Source organism: Paenibacillus sp. LHD-117 (genome assembly GCF_030929555.1).
Taxonomy (GTDB): Bacteria; Bacillota; Bacilli; order Paenibacillales; family Paenibacillaceae; genus Pristimantibacillus.
In genome coordinates this window covers 58,933-77,163 of sequence record NZ_JAVFVT010000001.1, presented here as the reverse complement: position 1 = coordinate 77,163, position 18,231 = coordinate 58,933, and the positions used below count along the sequence as shown (strand labels likewise).

Annotated in this window: 11 protein-coding genes; 1 reads left to right on the top strand and 10 read right to left on the bottom strand. The window is 45.4% G+C overall.

Going from position 1 to position 18,231, the window contains the following annotated elements; genetic code table 11:
• Positions 1-18 precede the first annotated feature (18 nt).
• The 5 genes from RB620_RS00255 to RB620_RS30500 all read right to left on the bottom strand — a co-directional run bounded on the left by RB620_RS00255 (position 19) and on the right by RB620_RS30500 (position 5,380).
• Positions 19-933 carry an ABC transporter permease gene (locus RB620_RS00255; protein ID WP_308091642.1) on the bottom strand — a complete coding sequence of 305 codons (915 nt, stop codon included), beginning with the start codon at positions 931-933 and terminating at the stop codon, positions 19-21.
• A 157-nt stretch (positions 934-1,090) separates the two neighbouring features.
• Positions 1,091-2,779, bottom strand: coding sequence for a type 2 periplasmic-binding domain-containing protein (locus RB620_RS00250; protein WP_308091494.1), 1,689 nt, complete (start codon positions 2,777-2,779; stop codon positions 1,091-1,093).
• A 96-nt stretch (positions 2,780-2,875) separates the two neighbouring features.
• Positions 2,876-4,648 carry a sensor histidine kinase gene (locus tag RB620_RS00245; RefSeq protein WP_308091493.1) on the bottom strand — a complete coding sequence of 591 codons (1,773 nt, stop codon included), beginning with the start codon at positions 4,646-4,648 and terminating at the stop codon, positions 2,876-2,878.
• A 10-nt stretch (positions 4,649-4,658) separates the two neighbouring features.
• Positions 4,659-4,976, bottom strand: a complete 318-nt coding sequence (locus tag RB620_RS30505; protein WP_308091492.1) for a helix-turn-helix domain-containing protein — start codon at positions 4,974-4,976, stop codon at positions 4,659-4,661.
• On the bottom strand, positions 4,973-5,380 hold the full coding sequence (locus RB620_RS30500) for a response regulator (RefSeq protein ID WP_308091491.1): 408 nt from the start codon (positions 5,378-5,380) through the stop codon (positions 4,973-4,975). Before RB620_RS30500 ends, RB620_RS30505 begins: the two co-directional genes overlap by 4 nt.
• A 116-nt stretch (positions 5,381-5,496) precedes the next feature.
• On the opposite strand from RB620_RS30500, the gene RB620_RS00230 reads away from it, so the two are divergent.
• On the top strand, positions 5,497-6,639 hold the full coding sequence (locus RB620_RS00230) for a family 8 glycosyl hydrolase (protein ID WP_308091490.1): 1,143 nt from the start codon (positions 5,497-5,499) through the stop codon (positions 6,637-6,639).
• Positions 6,640-7,181: 542 nt separating this feature from the next.
• Here the strand turns inward: RB620_RS00230 and RB620_RS00225 are convergent.
• From RB620_RS00225 to RB620_RS00205, 5 genes are all read right to left on the bottom strand, one after another.
• Entirely contained in the window at positions 7,182-8,426 is a 1,245-nt protein-coding gene (locus tag RB620_RS00225; protein WP_308091489.1) for a S41 family peptidase, read from the bottom strand.
• Positions 8,427-8,800: 374 nt separating this feature from the next.
• On the bottom strand, positions 8,801-13,072 hold the full coding sequence (locus RB620_RS00220) for an endo-1,4-beta-xylanase (protein WP_308091488.1): 4,272 nt from the start codon (positions 13,070-13,072) through the stop codon (positions 8,801-8,803).
• 96 nt (positions 13,073-13,168) lie between these two features.
• Complete coding sequence (locus RB620_RS00215; RefSeq protein WP_308091487.1) at positions 13,169-14,632, bottom strand: glycoside hydrolase family 43 protein; 1,464 nt, start codon at positions 14,630-14,632, stop codon at positions 13,169-13,171.
• 189 nt (positions 14,633-14,821) lie between these two features.
• On the bottom strand, positions 14,822-16,456 hold the full coding sequence (locus tag RB620_RS00210) for a response regulator (protein WP_308091486.1): 1,635 nt from the start codon (positions 16,454-16,456) through the stop codon (positions 14,822-14,824).
• A complete protein-coding gene (locus tag RB620_RS00205; RefSeq protein WP_308091485.1) occupies positions 16,449-18,200 on the bottom strand; it encodes a sensor histidine kinase in 1,752 nt (583 codons plus the stop codon). Before RB620_RS00205 ends, RB620_RS00210 begins: the two co-directional genes overlap by 8 nt.
• Between the last annotated feature and the right edge of the window lie 31 nt (positions 18,201-18,231).

Below are 18,231 nucleotides of genomic sequence, written 5' to 3'. Positions count from 1 at the left end.
ATTCTCATGCCCTCCATTCTAGAATAGTCTGGATTCACCCATGCGTTTCGCAAGCGTATTTGCCGCAAACAACAGGATGAAACTGACTACCGTCTTGAACATTCCCGCGGCAATTGAGAGCGAGAAGTTACTCTGTGCGATACCATACTTCAAGACGAATATATCAATGTTCTCGGAATAGTCCACATTCAAACCGTTGCCAAGCAAATATTGCGGCTCAAATCCCGATTCCAGCAAATAGCCGATATTCATAATTAATAACACGATGATAACCGATTTGATTCCCGGAAGCGTAATGTACATCATTCGTTTAAATCGGTTCGCGCCATCGATCTCCGCCGCTTCGTATTGCGCGGGGTCGATCGTTGTCATAGCTGCCAGATACACAATTGTATTCCAACCGATATCCTTCCAGATGGAGCTAGCCCCGAAGATCGTCCAGAAATATTCTGGTATACCTAAAAATAAGATTTCATTTCCTTCTTTGACGGTACCTAGCCATTTCAATAGTTGATTAATAATGCCGTCAGGTGCCAGCGTTGTCTGAATGATACTGGCCGCTACGACCCATGAAATAAAGTGCGGCAAATAACTTACCGTCTGCACGACTCGCTTAAACGCTACCCGGCGGATTTCATTCAACAATAGTGCGAGTCCAATTGCCGTAACAAAGCCAAAAATTAAATTAATGGAGCTCATCGCGAGCGTATTACGCAGTACACGGATGAAACGTTCGTCTCCAAATAAAAACTGGAAATGATCCAAACCGATCCAGGTTTGCTCCCAGAACCCAAGAGCAGGCTTATAGTCTTGAAAAGCAATCGTCCAACCCCAGATCGGAACGTATTTGAATATGAAGAGCCAGATTAAAAAAGGAACAGACATGATAACCAATGCTCGTTGCCTGACCAGCTTCTGAATAAATAGACGGATCCCCTTCGCTTTATTGCTCTCTGATGCCCGGGACGTTGTCTCTACAATATTGGTTTTCAAACGATTCTCTCCTTCCGGTATCCAGTGGTGTGAAGGGAATAGAGGAAAGGCCGGAGTGTCTGTCCATTCGCAGTGTCCGGCCTTTCTCCAAGATCGATTATTTAGTTGCTTCGACTTTCAGCTTCACTTGATCCGTCGTCCATTTCTCATATCCGACCGTATCCAGCTTGCTTAATTCTTTCATGTAATCTTCCCAGACCGATTCGAACTTGTCGGGAGCAGACAGAACCAGTTTCGGGAAGTATTTCTTCGTCAACTCGTCTTTTTTCGTTTCCCACATCAGCTCAGGGGAATTCTGTTCCTTGGCGAAGCCCCAGGCCGGGTACCAAGCGCGGAATACAGGCTTGGCGAACATCTGGCTATATGTTTGAACGTCGTATTTCTCCAAGATTTGTTTATCCTTATCCGTCAAGCTCGTTTGGAATACTTCCGGCTGAACGCCAACGCCTTTGGCGTTGCCATCCGAGAGAGTCGAGTTACCCGTGTAGCTCGGCCAGTTCCAACCATATTGCTTAAAGCCGAACTTTTCGTTAAAGGCTTCGTCGATCTTTTCGATTTGTTCCTGTGTTCGATAATATCGGCCATTCTCATCCACTTCGTACGTCTCGCCTTTAATGCCCCACGAAGTTAGAATTTGGTTTTCTTCCTTCAGCATGTTGTCAAAGTATTGAATAATACGTTCCGGATCCTTTGCGCTCACCGTGATGCCGATTCCCCGGTTCGTAACAAGTCCGCCTTGCGGATCTATATACGCGTCAGGCGTATTCTCATCAAACGTTACGGGCAGAGGGAAATAGTTGTAACCGTCGAGCGAAGGATCTTTACGCGCCGCATCCTTAAGTACATTCAGCCCGCTTTGCACTTGCCATCTGTAATCGAAGAAACCGAGAACATTGTGCGAAGTCAGTTTTGCAATATATTGATCATAGTTATCTACGAACGAAGCTTTATCGAACATGCCATTAGCATTTAAATCGCTTAGCGCCTTCAGCCACTTCTTGGAGGCATCGGAACCAGCGTATGTCTTCGCTTCCAGCGTGTTTGGATCTACCATTACGTTACCATCGTTCGGGTAACCCATCAGGTGCATCGGCGGATTGGAGGTTGCAAAGAAACGCCAGTCATGCGACAACGATACCATGCCCGTCAATTTCTCATCCTTGTGCTTGTCCCTGTAATTCGTAATTAACTCGATATATTGATCGAGCGTTTTGATTTCCGGGTAACCAGCCTCTTCCAGCACTCGGCGCTGCACCCAGAATGCTGCGCCTGGCTCGGGATCCGGTACGAACTCTCCAACTTGTACAGCGATTGGCAGAATATAAAGCTTGCCGTCCTTGGATCTCATTTGGTCCAAGTACTGACCGTATACACGCTTAATATTCGGACCGTGTTGTTCAATAAGATCGTCGAGCGGGATGAAGGCTCCTGCATTCAACACTTCCTCCATTGCCGCGTCCGGAATTAGGACATCCGGATATTCGCCCGAAGCAATCATCGTACCGATTTTTGTGTTCAAATCGCCAACGAGAAACTCCAATTTAAAATTGACGCCGGTTTGGTCTTCGAGCATTTTCCCGATTGTTGTTTCGTTTGTATTAACGTCCTTGGTTCCGGCCACGCCATTATAGATCGTGAAGGTGGCCTTCTCTTGCGTCTTTCCCTCTCCTCCGCTTCCGCCGTTTGTCGCGGCTGGTTCGTTATTATTGTTACCAGAACACGCGGTTACAACGGAGAGCATTAGGGCGGCTACAGCTGTAAGCAACATTATTTTCTTTTTCTTCACTGTTTTTCTTCCCCTTTCGATAACTATAATTTGTTGCATCTTCATTATAAAAGCGATTACATTTTTTGATGACCCGCGTATGAGTAGCGTCTTATTTCACAAATTATAGTTTTGAGTCGAATCACGCGGTAATCGTATTTCGACTAAAGTTCCTTTACCCAATTCGCTCGCTGCTTTAAATCGGAACTTGTCGCCATAGATCATCTTCGCACGGTAGATAACGTTCTGAACGCCTATTCGTTCGCCCATCACTTCTTCCAGCTCTAAGAAGCGATACCAGGAAGCAACCTTCTCCTGCTCCATGCCGACTCCGTTATCCCGGATGGTAAACACAATTTCGCTTTCGTCAGCATTAATCCGAATATCGATCTTGCCGCCACGTTTGAGTGGTTCAATCCCATGTATGCAGGCATTTTCGACAAACGGCAGAAACACCATTTTCGGAACTTCAACCGATCGGGTCTCCGCAGCGATGTCGAGTGAGAAGTTCAGCTTTTCTTCGAATCGATACTTCTGAATATCGAGAAAGCATTGTATAAATCCTAGTTCTTCATTGACGCTAACCCGATCGCGATTCCAGGTTAGCGAGCTTCGGAAGACCTTGGCCATGCTGTGGATGATCGCTGCCGTCTCTTCTTCATTTTTGAGCATGCTGCGCATCCGGATCGTTTCCAGGGCATTAAACAGGAAATGCGGGTTGATTTGACTTTGAAGTGCATTTAATTGTGCTTTGCGGCGCTCAAGCTCCATGGACTTTGTTCGAATATCTGCCAAGTACACATCCTGGATTAAGGACTTCACCTGTAATATCATCTGGTTGAACTCTAGTGTCAGTTGCCCAATTTCATCTTTTGACTCCGGTTGACCTATCATTTCAAAATTTTGGCTTTTTACTTTTTTCATATGTTTCAGAATCTGTACAATTCGCTGATTAATCGACTTCGTCATCAAGAGAATGAAGGCTGTGGGGACGACCATCATCATGCAAGCGGACCACCAGATAAAACTACGCGATTTCTGTACTTCCTGCACGACCTCGTCTTCATTTATCGTACCTACGATCCGCCAACCATCCAAATAGCTGATTCCCCGATACTCTTTCACGAATTCAATCGAATCTTTCGACGATAATGACGAAAACCTTGTCTTCCTATGTTCAATCCAATTAACATTCGTATTCGTCGTGTACTCGATTTCGCCCTCAGGATTAAGCAGATACATGTCGCCTTCCATATTCAAATTGGCGAAGATTGATTCCAAATCAATTGTTTTGAAGTCAATCCGGAGCAATTTCTCCTTCTGCATCTGATCCGAGAAATAATTGAGCTTTCGAATCAGTGAGAAAGTTGCGAAATCGCCGTCCATGCTTTCTATCCGGGTAAACACGGGCTGTGAACGCTTACTGCTTACAGCTGCTTTATACCAGCTCGTGCTACGGATATCGTCCGATAAATAGCCGATATTGCCTGAATGAAGCAATGAGAGATTATCCGCATAAATGGTGACGCTCTGGAGCGACAAGAAGCCCGGACTGTAATTTCCGAGCGTACGCCTTAGGTATGAATCGTAAGCCTCGATATAGGATTCGGGATTAGCGAAATCCCGCTCAAGGATTTCATTCGTATTGTAGTCTGCGTAATAGAAAGCGGATAATCCCACTGCTTCATCTATTTGTGACCGGAAATCGTTCCGGATCTGCTCAACTGCACGCTCGATGTCATCCAGCCTTTGCGTCTTTACATTGTTCGTGATCACCTGGTAAAAGATAACGTTAGTCAACAAAAGTGGGGCAAATACACTTACAAAATAAACAAAAAACATTTTGTTGCGCAACCGCATATCGTTCATCAAGCTCAACATAGGCTCCATCCTCTCACGGCTACTCCTGATCATTCACTTGATTGCGGTATACCGACGGTGACATTTGCTCTCGTTTCTCGAATTGTGTGACGAAATAAGCAGCTTGATTAAAGCCAACCTGCTTCGCGATCTCATAAATACGTAAATTCGACTCCCTCAGCAGTTTCTTTGCTTCGTCCATTCGGAGCTTCGTTAAGTACTCATTGAAATAAATACCGTACCTTCGCTTGAACAGTTGGCCGAGATAAGCCGAGTTCAAATAGAAGTGGGAGGCTGTGCTCTTCAGATTAATTGGCTCGCGGAAATGCTCTTCGATATAGCTTTTTATAGTGATCAATAGGCCGTGTTCTTTCGGTTGTTTCTTCTCCACCTGCCTAGTACGAAAATTTTTTCAAGCGCTTGCTTAATTTCAGCTTGATCAACAGGTTTCAAGACATAATCCAGCACTCCGTATCGCATTGCTTGCCTAGCGTACCTGAAATCGTTGTATCCGCTAATAATGATAAATTCCGTTTCCATCTTCTCTTCAAATGCGGCATGAATAAGTTCGAGCCCGTCCAGTACAGGCATCCGGATATCCGTAAGCACCAAATCGGGCTTTTTTTCTCGCAATAGGATTAAGGCGTCCTCGCCATCTTCGGCCTCGTCAATGACTTGAAAACCACTGCTTTCCCAATCCAGCATCTTTATCAGGCCTTTGCGCACAAATTTTTCGTCATCAACAATAATGACGGTATACATCGTCTTCACCCTCCCAGACCAAATTCAAAATCATATACTTTTCAAAACAAATGCTGAAATTTATGAAATGGCTTTCATGCTATGATGAAACAAATAAGAGATGGAGGTTTATTTAGATGACGGCACTCACGCAAGGAGCCTATTATTCAGGTGAATACCGCAACCTGTTTAAGGAACTCGGATATTCAGAAAAATCGATTATAGAAAAGTTGGATAAGTCTTGGTCCGAACTATTCGATGGAGCACCCGATGTGCGTATCTACTACCCAATGGGCGATAATATGGGCTATATGCTCGATACGGGAAATTCGGATGTACGTACTGAAGGCATGTCCTACGGCATGATGATGGCGGTTCAGATGGACAAGAAGGACATCTTCGATCGGCTATGGACGTTTTCAAAAACGTTTATGCAGCATAAGGAAGGTCGCTACAAAGACTACTTTGCTTGGCACTGCAAACCTGACGGCACTCGCATATCCCAAGGTCCAGCGCCTGACGGAGAAGAGTTTTACGCCATGGTGTTGTTTTTTGCTTCAAACCGTTGGGGCGATGGTCCTACTCCGTACGACTATTCCGAACAAGCAAAAACGATCCTTCGTGCTTGCGTACACAAGGGCGAGGAAGATGACGGCGATTCGATGTGGGACCCTGAGACGAAATTGATCAAATTTATTCCGGAATCTCCATTTAGCGATCCATCCTACCATTTGCCTCATTTCTACGAATTATTTGCGCTGCAGGCTGATGAGCGGGACAGACCTTTCTGGCGGGAAGCAGCTGCGGCAAGCCGGGCTTACCTTCATACCGCTTGTCATCCGGTCACAGGTCTGTCGCCTGAATACGCGAATTATGATGGTACGCCAACTGAGCCGCAGCCTCACGGAGACTTCAGACATTTTTTTAGCGATGCATATCGGGTTGCCGCCAATATTGGTCTGGACTGGGAATGGTTCCGCTCCGACCCTTGGCAGGTGGGACAATCGAACCGGCTGCAGAGCTTCTTCCGTGATATCGATGTATCCGATTACCGCCGTTACATGATCGCCGGACAGCCGTTCGACGAACCAGCTTTGCATCCGATCGGTCTCCTTGCAACGAATGCTATGGCCTCGCTTGCCGCGGACGGTCCAGAATCGGAGCAATTCGTCCGTCTGTTCTGGAATACACCGCTTCGTATCGGCGTTCGCCGCTATTATGACAATTGCCTTTATTTCTTCACCCTGTTGGCTTTAAGCGGCAATTATCGCATTTATTAAGAAGAGACTCTGCTCCAGGGCTTTAATTTTACGATTTCCAGACGAAAGAACAACCTGTTGCATGATTGGCGGATACCTGTCGAATTGCAGGAATGATTTATCTTAATTCAAAGCATAAAGAAAAGGCTGCCGATTGGCAGCCTTTCATAATGAATTAGCAAATGCTCCTTGTGAAAAGATTAGCCGGCCCCAACAACCACTCGGTACCTAGAAGCCTGCAGATTAAACATATGAGCATATTTCCCATTAAGCTTCATAAGTTCATCGTGTGATCCCTGTTCAATAATTGTACCATTTTCCATCATATAGATTCGATCAAGTCATTTTATCCATGACGACATTCTCGGAAAGTGTTGCTGCGAACAAACGGAGTGATTATTAGGATTATCCATGTATTCTTGATCTTCATCCCCAGCCATAAACCGTCAACCACTATCAGGCCCGCCCCTCCCATAAAGACCCTTCAATGCGAAGGGCCCTTTCTTCGAAAGTTTTAACAAGCGTTGCCCGCTAAATCAACAGCAATAAGTTGATTGTATGTATTAACATTCCAATATTTGCAACGCTTTCTCCAAGACAGGATCACGTCCAATGTATGAGTCCTCACGATCTCGATAAATCGAAATATCGGGTTTAATTCCAACGCCTTCGAATTTTGTACCATCAGGCAGAAAAGCACGAACAGAACCGATGCCGACGTGTACATCTTTATAATCAAAGAATACTGGCTGCCCTGTCGAACCCCAAGTAGTCTCCCCAATCAGGATTCCTCGACCTGTATCCTTGATTGGCATCAGAAAATCTTCCGCTGCAGACCCCGTATAACGATCTGCAAGGGCGATAATCTTACCGGCGAATTGACAATAAGAAGGTTCTATCCAATCCCCGACACAATGAGCACCTGTTCCGTCTGGCAATAATGTGAACTGACTGCTGTCAGAGTGTCGGCGACGCAGGTGACCAATGTTAGGCGAGGTTTCCGTCCACCATCTATATTGACGATCCATTATGGCTTTTGTTAGTGATGATGGTGTGTTTCCTCCACCATTAGAGCGTACATCAAAAATAATGACACGGGCTGATGAGAATTGTTGGACGTAAGATAGCGCATCTTCAGCGTAATGCGCCTCTTGGAAACTAGGGATACGAATGTAACCAACTTCCCCGTCCCTTATCCAGCGACCCTCTGTGCGTTCTTGCTTCTTTTTGTAGTTTTTTGCTTTAAGACTTTTACTTCTTGGGTCATCAGCGTCCAAGCGAAAAGGTTTGTACTTAAACTCTCTAACCTTATCATCCCTCTTTCGAACTCTTAATATTGCTTCGTGGACATTCCATAAAGTTGGCATGATGTATTGCCACTGCGTTTCCTGTGTTTTAGGTTGGCGCACTGTTACAAATGGTTTTGCTTGTGCCATCCATTCATCGGGAGAAAATCCATCTATTAGTTCAATAACATCGCCCTCATCAACCTCATCAATCAAGCTACCGATTACAATCCAGCCTTCATCCATGCGTTCTAATTGAAAGCCAACTTGGGACCCTGAATCAAACGTTGTATCATAACACCAAGAATGTCCATTTTGGAGTTTCCCGATCCACCGTCGCATTACTGCAACGAACCGATCCCTGTTTTGCGCAGCGAGTCCTTCATGTAAACATTCTCGATAAACATCATTCAGTTGTTCACGAGGGAAGGAGGAATCTTCCCAATGAGCAAAATACTCCGCAATTTGATGATATATCCTCCCGGTGATCCATGCCCGTTCCTCAATACTAAAGTCACCCACCTATGTATCCTCCAATCCTTCTGCCAGATTCTCATCGTTCTCTCTTTCGAGAAGTGTTTGCACCATTCCTTCAAAATCCTCCTCTTTTTCATACGAGATAGCGATAAATCCTCCAACCAGCGTATCGTTATACCTTGTTAACAAAAGCTATCTAAGATTAGAATAACTCTTCCGTTGTTTAGAGAATAGGTTGAGTATTGTTTAAAAGTGACTTTGCATAACGCGGGTGAGATCTGTTGAAAATCTTCGTATCCGACGATTCCGCGGTTTGTAAGATCTTAACAATCGGAACTTCATTTTTCATCATATCGGATAGCAAATTAATGAAAAAATAACTGCGCAACGCTTGCGCAGTTATTTTTATTAATTTGAAATTACAACCATTCCAGGATCCGGTACAAGATACTCGCAGCTTCGGCTCGCGTAAACGTACCCCGAGGATCGAACAAATTTCCGGGCTTACCGCTTACGATATTCGCTTGCTGTAGCTCGGACACAGCCATTTCTGCATAGTCCGATATTCGAGAGTCGTCCGCAAACTTAACCGATGTTTGCTGCTTCGGTAATTCGATAGCGCCTGCTTTAATAGCCCGGATGAGCATAACGGCCATGTCTTGACGGCTAATTGCCTCACCTACTCCAAAGAGACCACTCGTCTTTCCTTTGACGATTCCAAGCTTTGCGGCGGTAGCCACCGATAACTCGTAATAAGCACCGTCAGCTCCATCTGAGAAGGCATGATTGGCGTTATTTGTCTCGAGACCAAACGTCTCAACCAAGAGATGAATAAATTGTTCCCTTGTAACGGCCAAGTTCGGAGCGAAAGTTGTTTCGGAAATGCCTTTAGCAATTCCCCGTGCCGAAATCGCTTCTATGGCTTCACGTGCCCACTCGGCTTCATTAAGATCTTCAAACGTTGTAATCGCGACTGCTGCCGCATACTTGCTGAAATGCTTCACTTTAAATTCCAGGGATCCCGCCTTGTAACGAGAGTTTTTGACAACCTCAAGCGTTCCGTCGTCCGCAATATAATAAGCAACGACTTGTCCTTTCTTGTCTCCAGTCTTCAATTCATATGGGATGAATACCTTGACGGTATGACCATTAGCAAAGTCCGTGACGGACTTGCCGCCTACCATTAACGTAAAATCGAATACTTGATTGTTACCTAAAATGGCTTGCGTTGGCTCCGGCAGCGTCTTAGGATCGACATGACCAACCGTCAGCTTGACTGGCTTAGATTCTTCATCAGTCAACAACAAAGCAAGTGGCAACTCCAGTATAGCCGCTCCCGAACGGACAACAATGGTCTTAATGCCGGCTGAGACTGCTTGCCCAAGCTGTTTTGCCGATAGAACTAACACTCCCTGGCCGAAATCGTCGACTTTCGCTCCAATCGTTAACTGACTTTTCTCAGCCTCCGCGATTGCTGCTGTGAAATCGACATCCGACATGGTCGGAGGTTCTTCGCTTGGAGTAGTTGGTGGTGTATTCCCGCCTCCTCCTGGACCGCCTCCGGGTTCAGTCTCTGCTTCCACAAAGGTCAATTGACCATAGCCAGTCGTACTTTGCCAAGAAAGTCCGGATCGATCGTTCCAGATGGCAACACTATCCCTTGCCCCATCTCCGTTATGATCATCATTAACCTGAATGTCGAAGCCAATCGTACCGCCGACGGTTGGCGTTATGCCATCAAGCAGAATCGCTGCTTCTACGACATAACCGTTAGCTGTACGCTTCGTTGCGGATACCAAATTCCCGCTCTTCGAAGCTGGATTTAACGTCTTCTCGTTATCGAAATTGATCCGATATTGACCATCGTCTTCTTCAAAATACGCGGATGCGGCATTATTCTGGTCAATGAAAATTTCAACCGAATCTTGCTCGTGTGCATTAGCGCTCTCCTTAGAAAGTAATGGATCCGTCACCTCTGCTAACACGTACAATTTTTCATCGTCCCATAACGTACGTACCTTCGCTGTTGCTCTATCCGAACCAATAACCCATCTTTCCGTAGAAATCTCATTAGCGGATGACCATATTTGATCCTTCTCGCCGTCAATCGTTGGCGTTCCTACCACAGAACGCGTGAAGAGAGGCCCCTCTGCTAACGTGAGTATGCCAAATTGAGAGGTGTCCGTATCTTGCTGGTTAGTCGTATCGTTCCACGATTTGATTGTCGGCGGCTGGTCTTCCCCGTCCAATATCCTAACGTCAAAACCGATTTCTTGACCTATCTCTGCATCGCTCAGCGGTATTGAAGCTTCGATGCGATATCCGTCATCCGTTACGGAAGAAGCAAATGTCGTTCCTGCCGGCGCATTCATGCCGCTTCGGGAGAACGAATATTTCTTATCATCCTCTTCGTAGGCATCCGTCTTTCCATTGTTTCTATCAACGAATACTTCAACCGCATCGCTTGCATTGACTGAAGAATCAGTAACGTCAGCCGTTACATACAGCCGATCACTCTCCCATAGCGACTTGAACGTAAAAGCAACTTCTCCTGCATTCGAAACTTGTATTGCCGGTGTACGGTTCCATGCTTCGTCTGTAACAGCATCAATCTGCACACCTCCTTGGCGTGCTGTCGCGTAATTAATCTCGACCGGAACTTTTGTTGGATCGACGAGCGCCCAGTATGCGTATTTCGCCTGAAGTCGCTCATCGAACAACAGCGGCCAGTTATTGCGGGTAACAGGGAATGTACGAAGCCAGGTATTCCAATCATCCTTGCCCCAGAAGATAACAGCCGTAATTTGATCATCGTGCTTTTTGAATACGTCAAAAATTTCCTTGTAACGATGAGCCTGCTTCAACTGAAGCTCGAGAGGAAACGTCTCGTAAGATTGTGAATCGTTCGTATAAATGCTCATGTCCAGCTCTGTAATTTGCTGCTCAATGCCAAGATCCCGGAACTTCTCGATCGTCTGGTCAATTTCCTGTACGGCAGGATATTCAATGCCGATATGAGTCTGATGGCCGATGCCATGAACCGGAATACCTTTGTTCTGCAATCGCTTGATCAAGTCATACAACGCTTGTCTTTTATCTGGAATATTCGTATTGTAGTCATTAATATACAGCTTAGCGTCGGGATCCGCAGTATGCGCATACTCGAACGCTTTCTCTATAAACTCTTCGCCCGCGATTTGATACCAGAGACTGTTGCGAAGTCCATTCGGCTGCTGATCGCCAACTTCGATTACTTCGTTCACGACGTCCCATGCATATATCTGACCTTTGTATCGGCCAACGACTTCGTCAATATGGCTCTTCATGCGCGCAAACAACAATTCTTTGCTAGCTAGATTGCCTTCTTCATCGTAGAACACCCATTCAGGCGTCTGCGAGTGCCAGATCAACGTATGCCCGCGGAAAGCAATGTCATTTTGCACGGCGAAATCGTAAATCTTGTCGGCTCTAGCGAATTCAAACTGGCCTTCAACCGGCTCTGTTGCATCCCATTTCAGTTCGTTGCCGGCAGTCAGACTGTTAAAATGTTTTTTCAGCAGTTGAGCATCCGGTCCCTCCAGATCTTCGATCTCCTCCACCAGCAATGATGAGCCCAGGATGAAGTGATCCGCGAACACATCTTTCAGGTTCGGAATGTCTTGTTCGATTTCGATCGGTTCTGGTGGGGGAACCTGCTCGATACGGAAGTCATCGATAAGAAACGGGAGAGTCGGCATATCAAACGATTCGAAGTAAACGCCGATATATTCCACGGGATGATCTAGCTTATATTCACCGGATACTTTGACCCAGCCATCATCGTTTACCGTTTTACCCGCTACTCTTTCATAATAGGTAGTTCCACCAGTTGATCGTTGCACCAACAACGATACAGGGGCATCCGCCGTCCCGGTTGGAAGCTTCACCCATGCCGAAATTGAATAATTGTTTCCGCTTTGCATAAACGATGTCAAGTCGAGTTGAGGTCCATTCCAACCTTGCTGCCGGTTCTCGACCTTCAAACCGTATGCCCCAGAATAAGCAGCCTCTTGTACGGCCGTCAGTGTCTCATTGCCGCCACGGCCAATCCATCCCTGAGTCGTACCGTCTTCGAAATCGGTAACGACCGGCTCGGGTCCGGCTACATCTACTTCCGTAATCGAGACATCATCAACATAGAAAGATCCAAGTGATGTCGGAAGCTCGAAGTATACCGTTAGTCCTGTAGCCTCACCGGAATAAGAATAGGTTGCGGAAAGCTTCGTCCATTCATCATCGCTAACCGGAGACTGAAATGCCAAAGTATCGAAGAACGTCTTGCCTTCTGAATCACGTGCCACCGTCATGCTAACATTGGCATCGGCTTCGCCCTCCTTGAGCTTCACATATGCCTCAAAACGGTAATCCATGCCCGGCAACAGAGCAGCCGTTAAGTCATAACCTGGACCGTTCCAATTCGCCGTTCTCCCTTCAGATAATAATGCTTGATTTCCGCTATGTGCTGCTACCTCCGAAATCGACAGAGTATCCCCGCGACTAAACCAACCTTGCGTAGTCACATCCTCAAAATCGAAAGCTAAAGATACAGGCGCCGCATTCGTCCCCTTAGGCGCAGTCAGCATTGCGGACGAAATGACAAGAGCGCAAGCAAGCATCAAGGCTAGCGTCTTTTTCAATCTCATCCAACTCATCAAAAACACCTCGCATTCACTGTTTTTATTCCATAAAAATGCCCCTTGCGGGGCGTTTTGTCTGGCATGATCTATGTTTGCGGATCGTGTTGGTGTCTACCTACGGAACTGCCAAGCATTGAGACGAACCAACTCCTTGTCTGGATCGCCTCTAAATATAAAATACAAATCGTGCACGCCATTAACGTCGTGAACGTCGGTATTTAATTCTTTCCATTGATTCCAACCGCCGGTTGATGGAATATCCATCTTGCCAATTACCAATCCGTCTAAACCATCGAGTCTGAGCTCTAATGTGCTTCCCGCTTCTGCGCTCGACACCCATGCCAAAAAGGATTGTGCCCCGCTACCAAAATCAACGGCAGATACAGAAATCCAATCTCCATCGCCAATCTCAGTGACTATTTGCTTGGCTGATCCCCGACCTTCTTCATCCACGACAAGGGGGCTCGCATTAATTCCCGCGCTCCATGCAATTGTCGCCGCATCCGCCAGCGAATACGGATCGAGTTTTTTAATTCCTGCTACGCCTCTCATATCGGCATTAATCTCTTGTATGGAGCCGTCAGCATCGAACTGAACGATATTCAGATGCGTCGACCGATACCCTTTTGGAACTCCCATCGCTTTGGATAAAGTCTGTGCATGATAGGCCATATACCATGTCCCTTGGAACTGGAACATCGCATGATGGTTATTGCCTCCTACACCAAAGAAATGACCCGGATTTTTGAGTATCGTGCCTTTGTAATCCCAGGGTCCCATAGGACTACTGCTCGTCATATAGGCGATCTCACCAGCAGGAGGACTCCCTTCCGGTCGTGCTCCATCGTAGAAATTCGAGCAATAAGTAAAGTAATAGACACCGTTATATTTATTAATGCCGGCATCCTCGAACATGAATGGGGCAGGTATTGCAGCTGCCTCTCCTACAATACTGATCATGTCTTCCCCAAGCTGGATAACGCGCGCGGTATTAGGCATCTCATACTCGCCTTCCGGGACGCCGCCGCCGTAATATAGATATCCCGTACCATCGTCATCTACCAATACGGCCGGATCGAATAGCCATGTGACGCCTGACGCTGCTGGCATTTCTCTCGAAATGAGAGGTTTGCCTATTGGATCCACCCAAGGACCGGTTGGGCTGTCACTCGCCAATACGCCGATGCCGCTTGCATTATTGGCGAAATACAAGAAAAACTTGTCTTTCCCTTTGATGACTTTATGTGCGGCCGCTGGCGCCCAGGACTGCGTCGCCCACTTAGCTGCGCCGATTGGTCCGGCTACGTTAATAACACCATGATCCATCCAATTTACAAGATCGTCAGAAGATACGACCGACAACGTATTAATCGTTCCATATGTGTTGTCTTTGACATTCCCTTCCGAATCAAACTCGAGTACATCATTCGTGTTGTAAAGGTACACGCGTCCGTTGAACACCAATGCATAAGGATCGGCGCCGAATTTGTGGGCAATAACCGGATTACCGTTCGGTGGAAGTTTTCCTACTGGCTTTGTAAGCGTAATGCTGCTAACTTTCAGTTCATCATTCATGCCTTCCATCAACTCCCGATTTTTAGTTGCAATACATATATAAAAAGTGTAACGCTTACATTTAACGTCAACAACCTGCCGAACACTACGTCCAATACCTGTCAAGTTCTAGAAGTTCAAAACACGCTCTCCATTCAACTACAGAAAAGAGCGACAAACTTGGATTCCCAAGTCTGTCGCTCTTTTTGTTTAATAACCCTCGCTTATGATTAAACTATCGCGATACTCTTGAGGCGTCATTCCTGTCGCTTTTTTGAAGAATCGAGTGAATGAATGGGCTGCCTCGTATCCGACTGCGTTCGCAACGTCCCTTACCTTCTGATCTGCGTCCTTCAGCAGCTCCTTAGCTCTTCTAATACGGCATTTATCGATATATTCGGATAAATTAGAGCCATACTCCTGTTTGAAGAAACGGGATAAGTATGACGGATTAAAATAATGGATCTCTGCCAACCTAACCAATGATAAATCATCTTCCAAGTGATTTTCGATAAAGTGGCAGATTTTCTCGATAACCTGAGAAGCACGATCTCGTTCATCCTTGTTTTTATGTTGGAAGATGGCTTCCGCGACTCCTCGAAGATAGATAAAACCGTCTTTCATTGATGGATGATCGTCTATGCGCATCAATTTTCCGTAATCGCCGATTTGACCATGTAACCCCAATCGGTTAATATGCGCAAGTAAAAGAAGTGCAATAGAATAATACCCTTCGGTCACTTTCTGTACGTTTCCTTGAACTTGCAATAATAAGTTTGACAGCATGTCCATCTCCGTGAAGAAATCCGCAGGTTTTCCGCCTTCCAGATGCGCCTCCATTACTTCAATCTTTTGAGCAAAATTCAGGCCTTCTTTCATAATTCCGGTCTCATTGGAACGGTCTATTAAAATCATGGATAAACCCGTACCTACCTTTAATTGCTGCAATTGACGAAGACGTTCATATTGCGTTGATATATCTTCCCATGCGCTTTCAGTCCCGCTGACAGTAAAACTGATGGTAGATTGCAGCGATGCCTGGCAAGCATCTTGAACGAGTTCAAGTGTTCCTTCTAAATATCGTATAAGATGTTGGTTAAAATTCTCATCGATACTGATTAAAGGTTGAATAATCCAAAGAATATCACCGAGTTTATCTATGATTCCAATGCTTCTGGTTTGCTCTCCAAGAAATGTGTTCCATATCATACGGGTCGAGGCAAGAATTTTGCTTCGTTCCGTAAACCCAGCTTCCGATGAATACGAGAGTCGGCCAAGCACAAGTATTATAGAATCATTCGGATCCAAGCCAATGTTCAGTTCTTCGAAATCATGAGCCAAAACTTTAGCCGTATCCGTTTCGATAAAGGCGTTTTGAAGAATATGCCGAAAATAATTTTCTTGCGCCATCCTCTCTAGCGTGTCCATCTGAATGCGCGATTGCTCGACCAATTGGTTCATTTGGATATCATGGTTAAGCTCCTGAATAACCTCTTGCACCATGGCAATTACTTTATCGTAGCCTTCCGTCTTCAAAATATAACGTGCAAATGGAATTTGAATTGCTTTATAAGCATAATCGAATTCGCTAAAACCGGTGAGAAAAATAACTTTGCATCTTGGCCAATATTTCTGAATTTCCTCGGACAACTCCAGGCCGCTCATGCCCGGCATCCGGATATCGGTCAGAACGATATCGATTCGAGTTCGGGCCAACCAATTAAGAGCTTCTTTGGCCGAATAGGCTTTGCATATATCGAGTGACTCTGGAAGTAGCTGGTGAAATACCTCGTATAAACCATCCGTTATGATTTCTTCATCGTCGACGATTAATAGCCTATACATAGTCGATTCCCTCCTCCTCCTGCTTTATCCGAATGATAACTTTCAGCCCATTCAGCTCGCTTCTAGACAAAAATAATCCGCTGCCCTCTCCGAAAGTCAGCACAAGGCGGCGATGAATATTGATTATTCCTGTCATTTCATACGAATTAGCTGTATCATTCAATTTATTTTTTAGTTCTTCTATATCGAAATCGGTCAGACTGCTGCCGTTATCTTCAATGGTGATCAGAGCTTCGGAATCCTTTCTTTCGAACGATACGCGCAGAAGCCCTTCCTCTGCCATCTTCTCTAGACTGTGTTCATAAGCATTCTCGATTATGGGTTGGATAATCAGCCTCGGCACTCTTATACGCTCCATATTCTGCGGTAATTCATCGAAGCTTACTTGAATACGCCTAGAAAATCTAAGCTTTTGTATTTCTGTATACATCCGTGAATGCTTCGTCTCTTCTGAAAGAAGAACATGATCTTCACCGTTCCGCGTAATGAATCGAAAATATTCGCCCAGCATGTTGGTGAATAATTCGACACGGTCGACATCTCCGGTTTTAGCTAGTGAATTAAGGATAAAAAAACTATTGTATAAGAAGTGAGGGTTGATTTGGGATTGCAGTTGTTTTAGTTCCGCCTTCTGCATCATCATTTTTTGTTTGAAATCCTGTTCGATCAAACTTTGCAGTTTATTCTGCATATGGTTGAATCGAGTATACAAATAACCGAATTCATCCTTCCTCTCATATTCGATTGGCGTATCAAGAGTGCCCCCCTCCATACGCTTAAATCCTTGCACCAGATACAGAATCGGGCGATGTATGAATCTGTAGGATGAAAATGAGAAGATGATAATCGCAAGCAGCGATACTAGAGCAAACAAAAAAGCCCAATTATAAAACATTCCAAGCGGGCGTTTAACGGTTTCTTCTGGCAGATAAGTTCCGACCGATACTCCTAAAGACTCGGAATAAACCTTATTCAAATGATAATTGTTCCCGTGCATCGTCATTTGAAATTCACTACTTTGCCTTGCATCGGCTAGTTGCACGAATTCGCGAATCTCTGGGTCAATGTCCGATTGGCTGCCAATTGTAAAGCCGGTCTCCTCGGAGATGAGTAGAGACTCGCTATCGGGGTAAATATTGATCTGATGGAGCGATTTCCGAATTTTCTCGCTATCCAGATCAATATGGATAAGTAGTATCGGCTCCTCTCCTTTTTTTCCGCTCTGCTTAGCAGCGCTGAGATGAAGATCGTTCTCCCAAAGGATCAATCTATTCTTATTTGGACTTGTGAATTCTCGAAAGGTATTAAATCGAATCTCATCGAAAGATTGCACGGCATTCGAAGTCGAAACTGTTTTTCGGATTGTACGAAAGTGAACATAGATATCTTTTATATAGGAGCTGCCGTTCTGAAAAATGGTCAATCGGTGAAGAAGGTCCCCTAGACTAGCCTTTTGCTCAGTAGGGTCCATCAGTACCCATGTCGCGGAAATTTTTTTTAACTCTCCATCATCGACTAAATTGAACAATTGAAGTTCCATCCATTCGACCTCACGATTTAAACCATCCAAATAATAGTCTAATTGCTTCACTGTAGCCCTGGATATGTCTTGACTGGCGTTTGTATAACTCCAATTGTAGAGATAGAGCCCCAGCAAGATGATGGGAAGCACAACGACAAGATAAGTGAGTACCAAACGCGCGAAGATCGAGTTGCGCAAGGAAAGAACAGGAAATTTGAACAAATGAACGCCTCCGTTGCCTCTTGTTGATGGT

Bases quoted from the DNA above. Each gene is read 5' to 3' on its own strand.
- RB620_RS00230 (WP_308091490.1), top strand. From the start codon at position 5,497: ATGACGGCACTCACGCAAGGAGCCTATTATTCAGGTGAATACCGCAAC.
- RB620_RS30500 (WP_308091491.1), bottom strand. From the start codon at position 5,380: ATGTATACCGTCATTATTGTTGATGACGAAAAATTTGTGCGCAAAGGC.
- RB620_RS00245 (WP_308091493.1), bottom strand. From the start codon at position 4,648: ATGGAGCCTATGTTGAGCTTGATGAACGATATGCGGTTGCGCAACAAA.
- RB620_RS00215 (WP_308091487.1), bottom strand. From the start codon at position 14,632: ATGAATGATGAACTGAAAGTTAGCAGCATTACGCTTACAAAGCCAGTA.
- RB620_RS00220 (WP_308091488.1), bottom strand. From the start codon at position 13,072: ATGAGTTGGATGAGATTGAAAAAGACGCTAGCCTTGATGCTTGCTTGC.
- RB620_RS00210 (WP_308091486.1), bottom strand. From the start codon at position 16,456: ATGTATAGGCTATTAATCGTCGACGATGAAGAAATCATAACGGATGGT.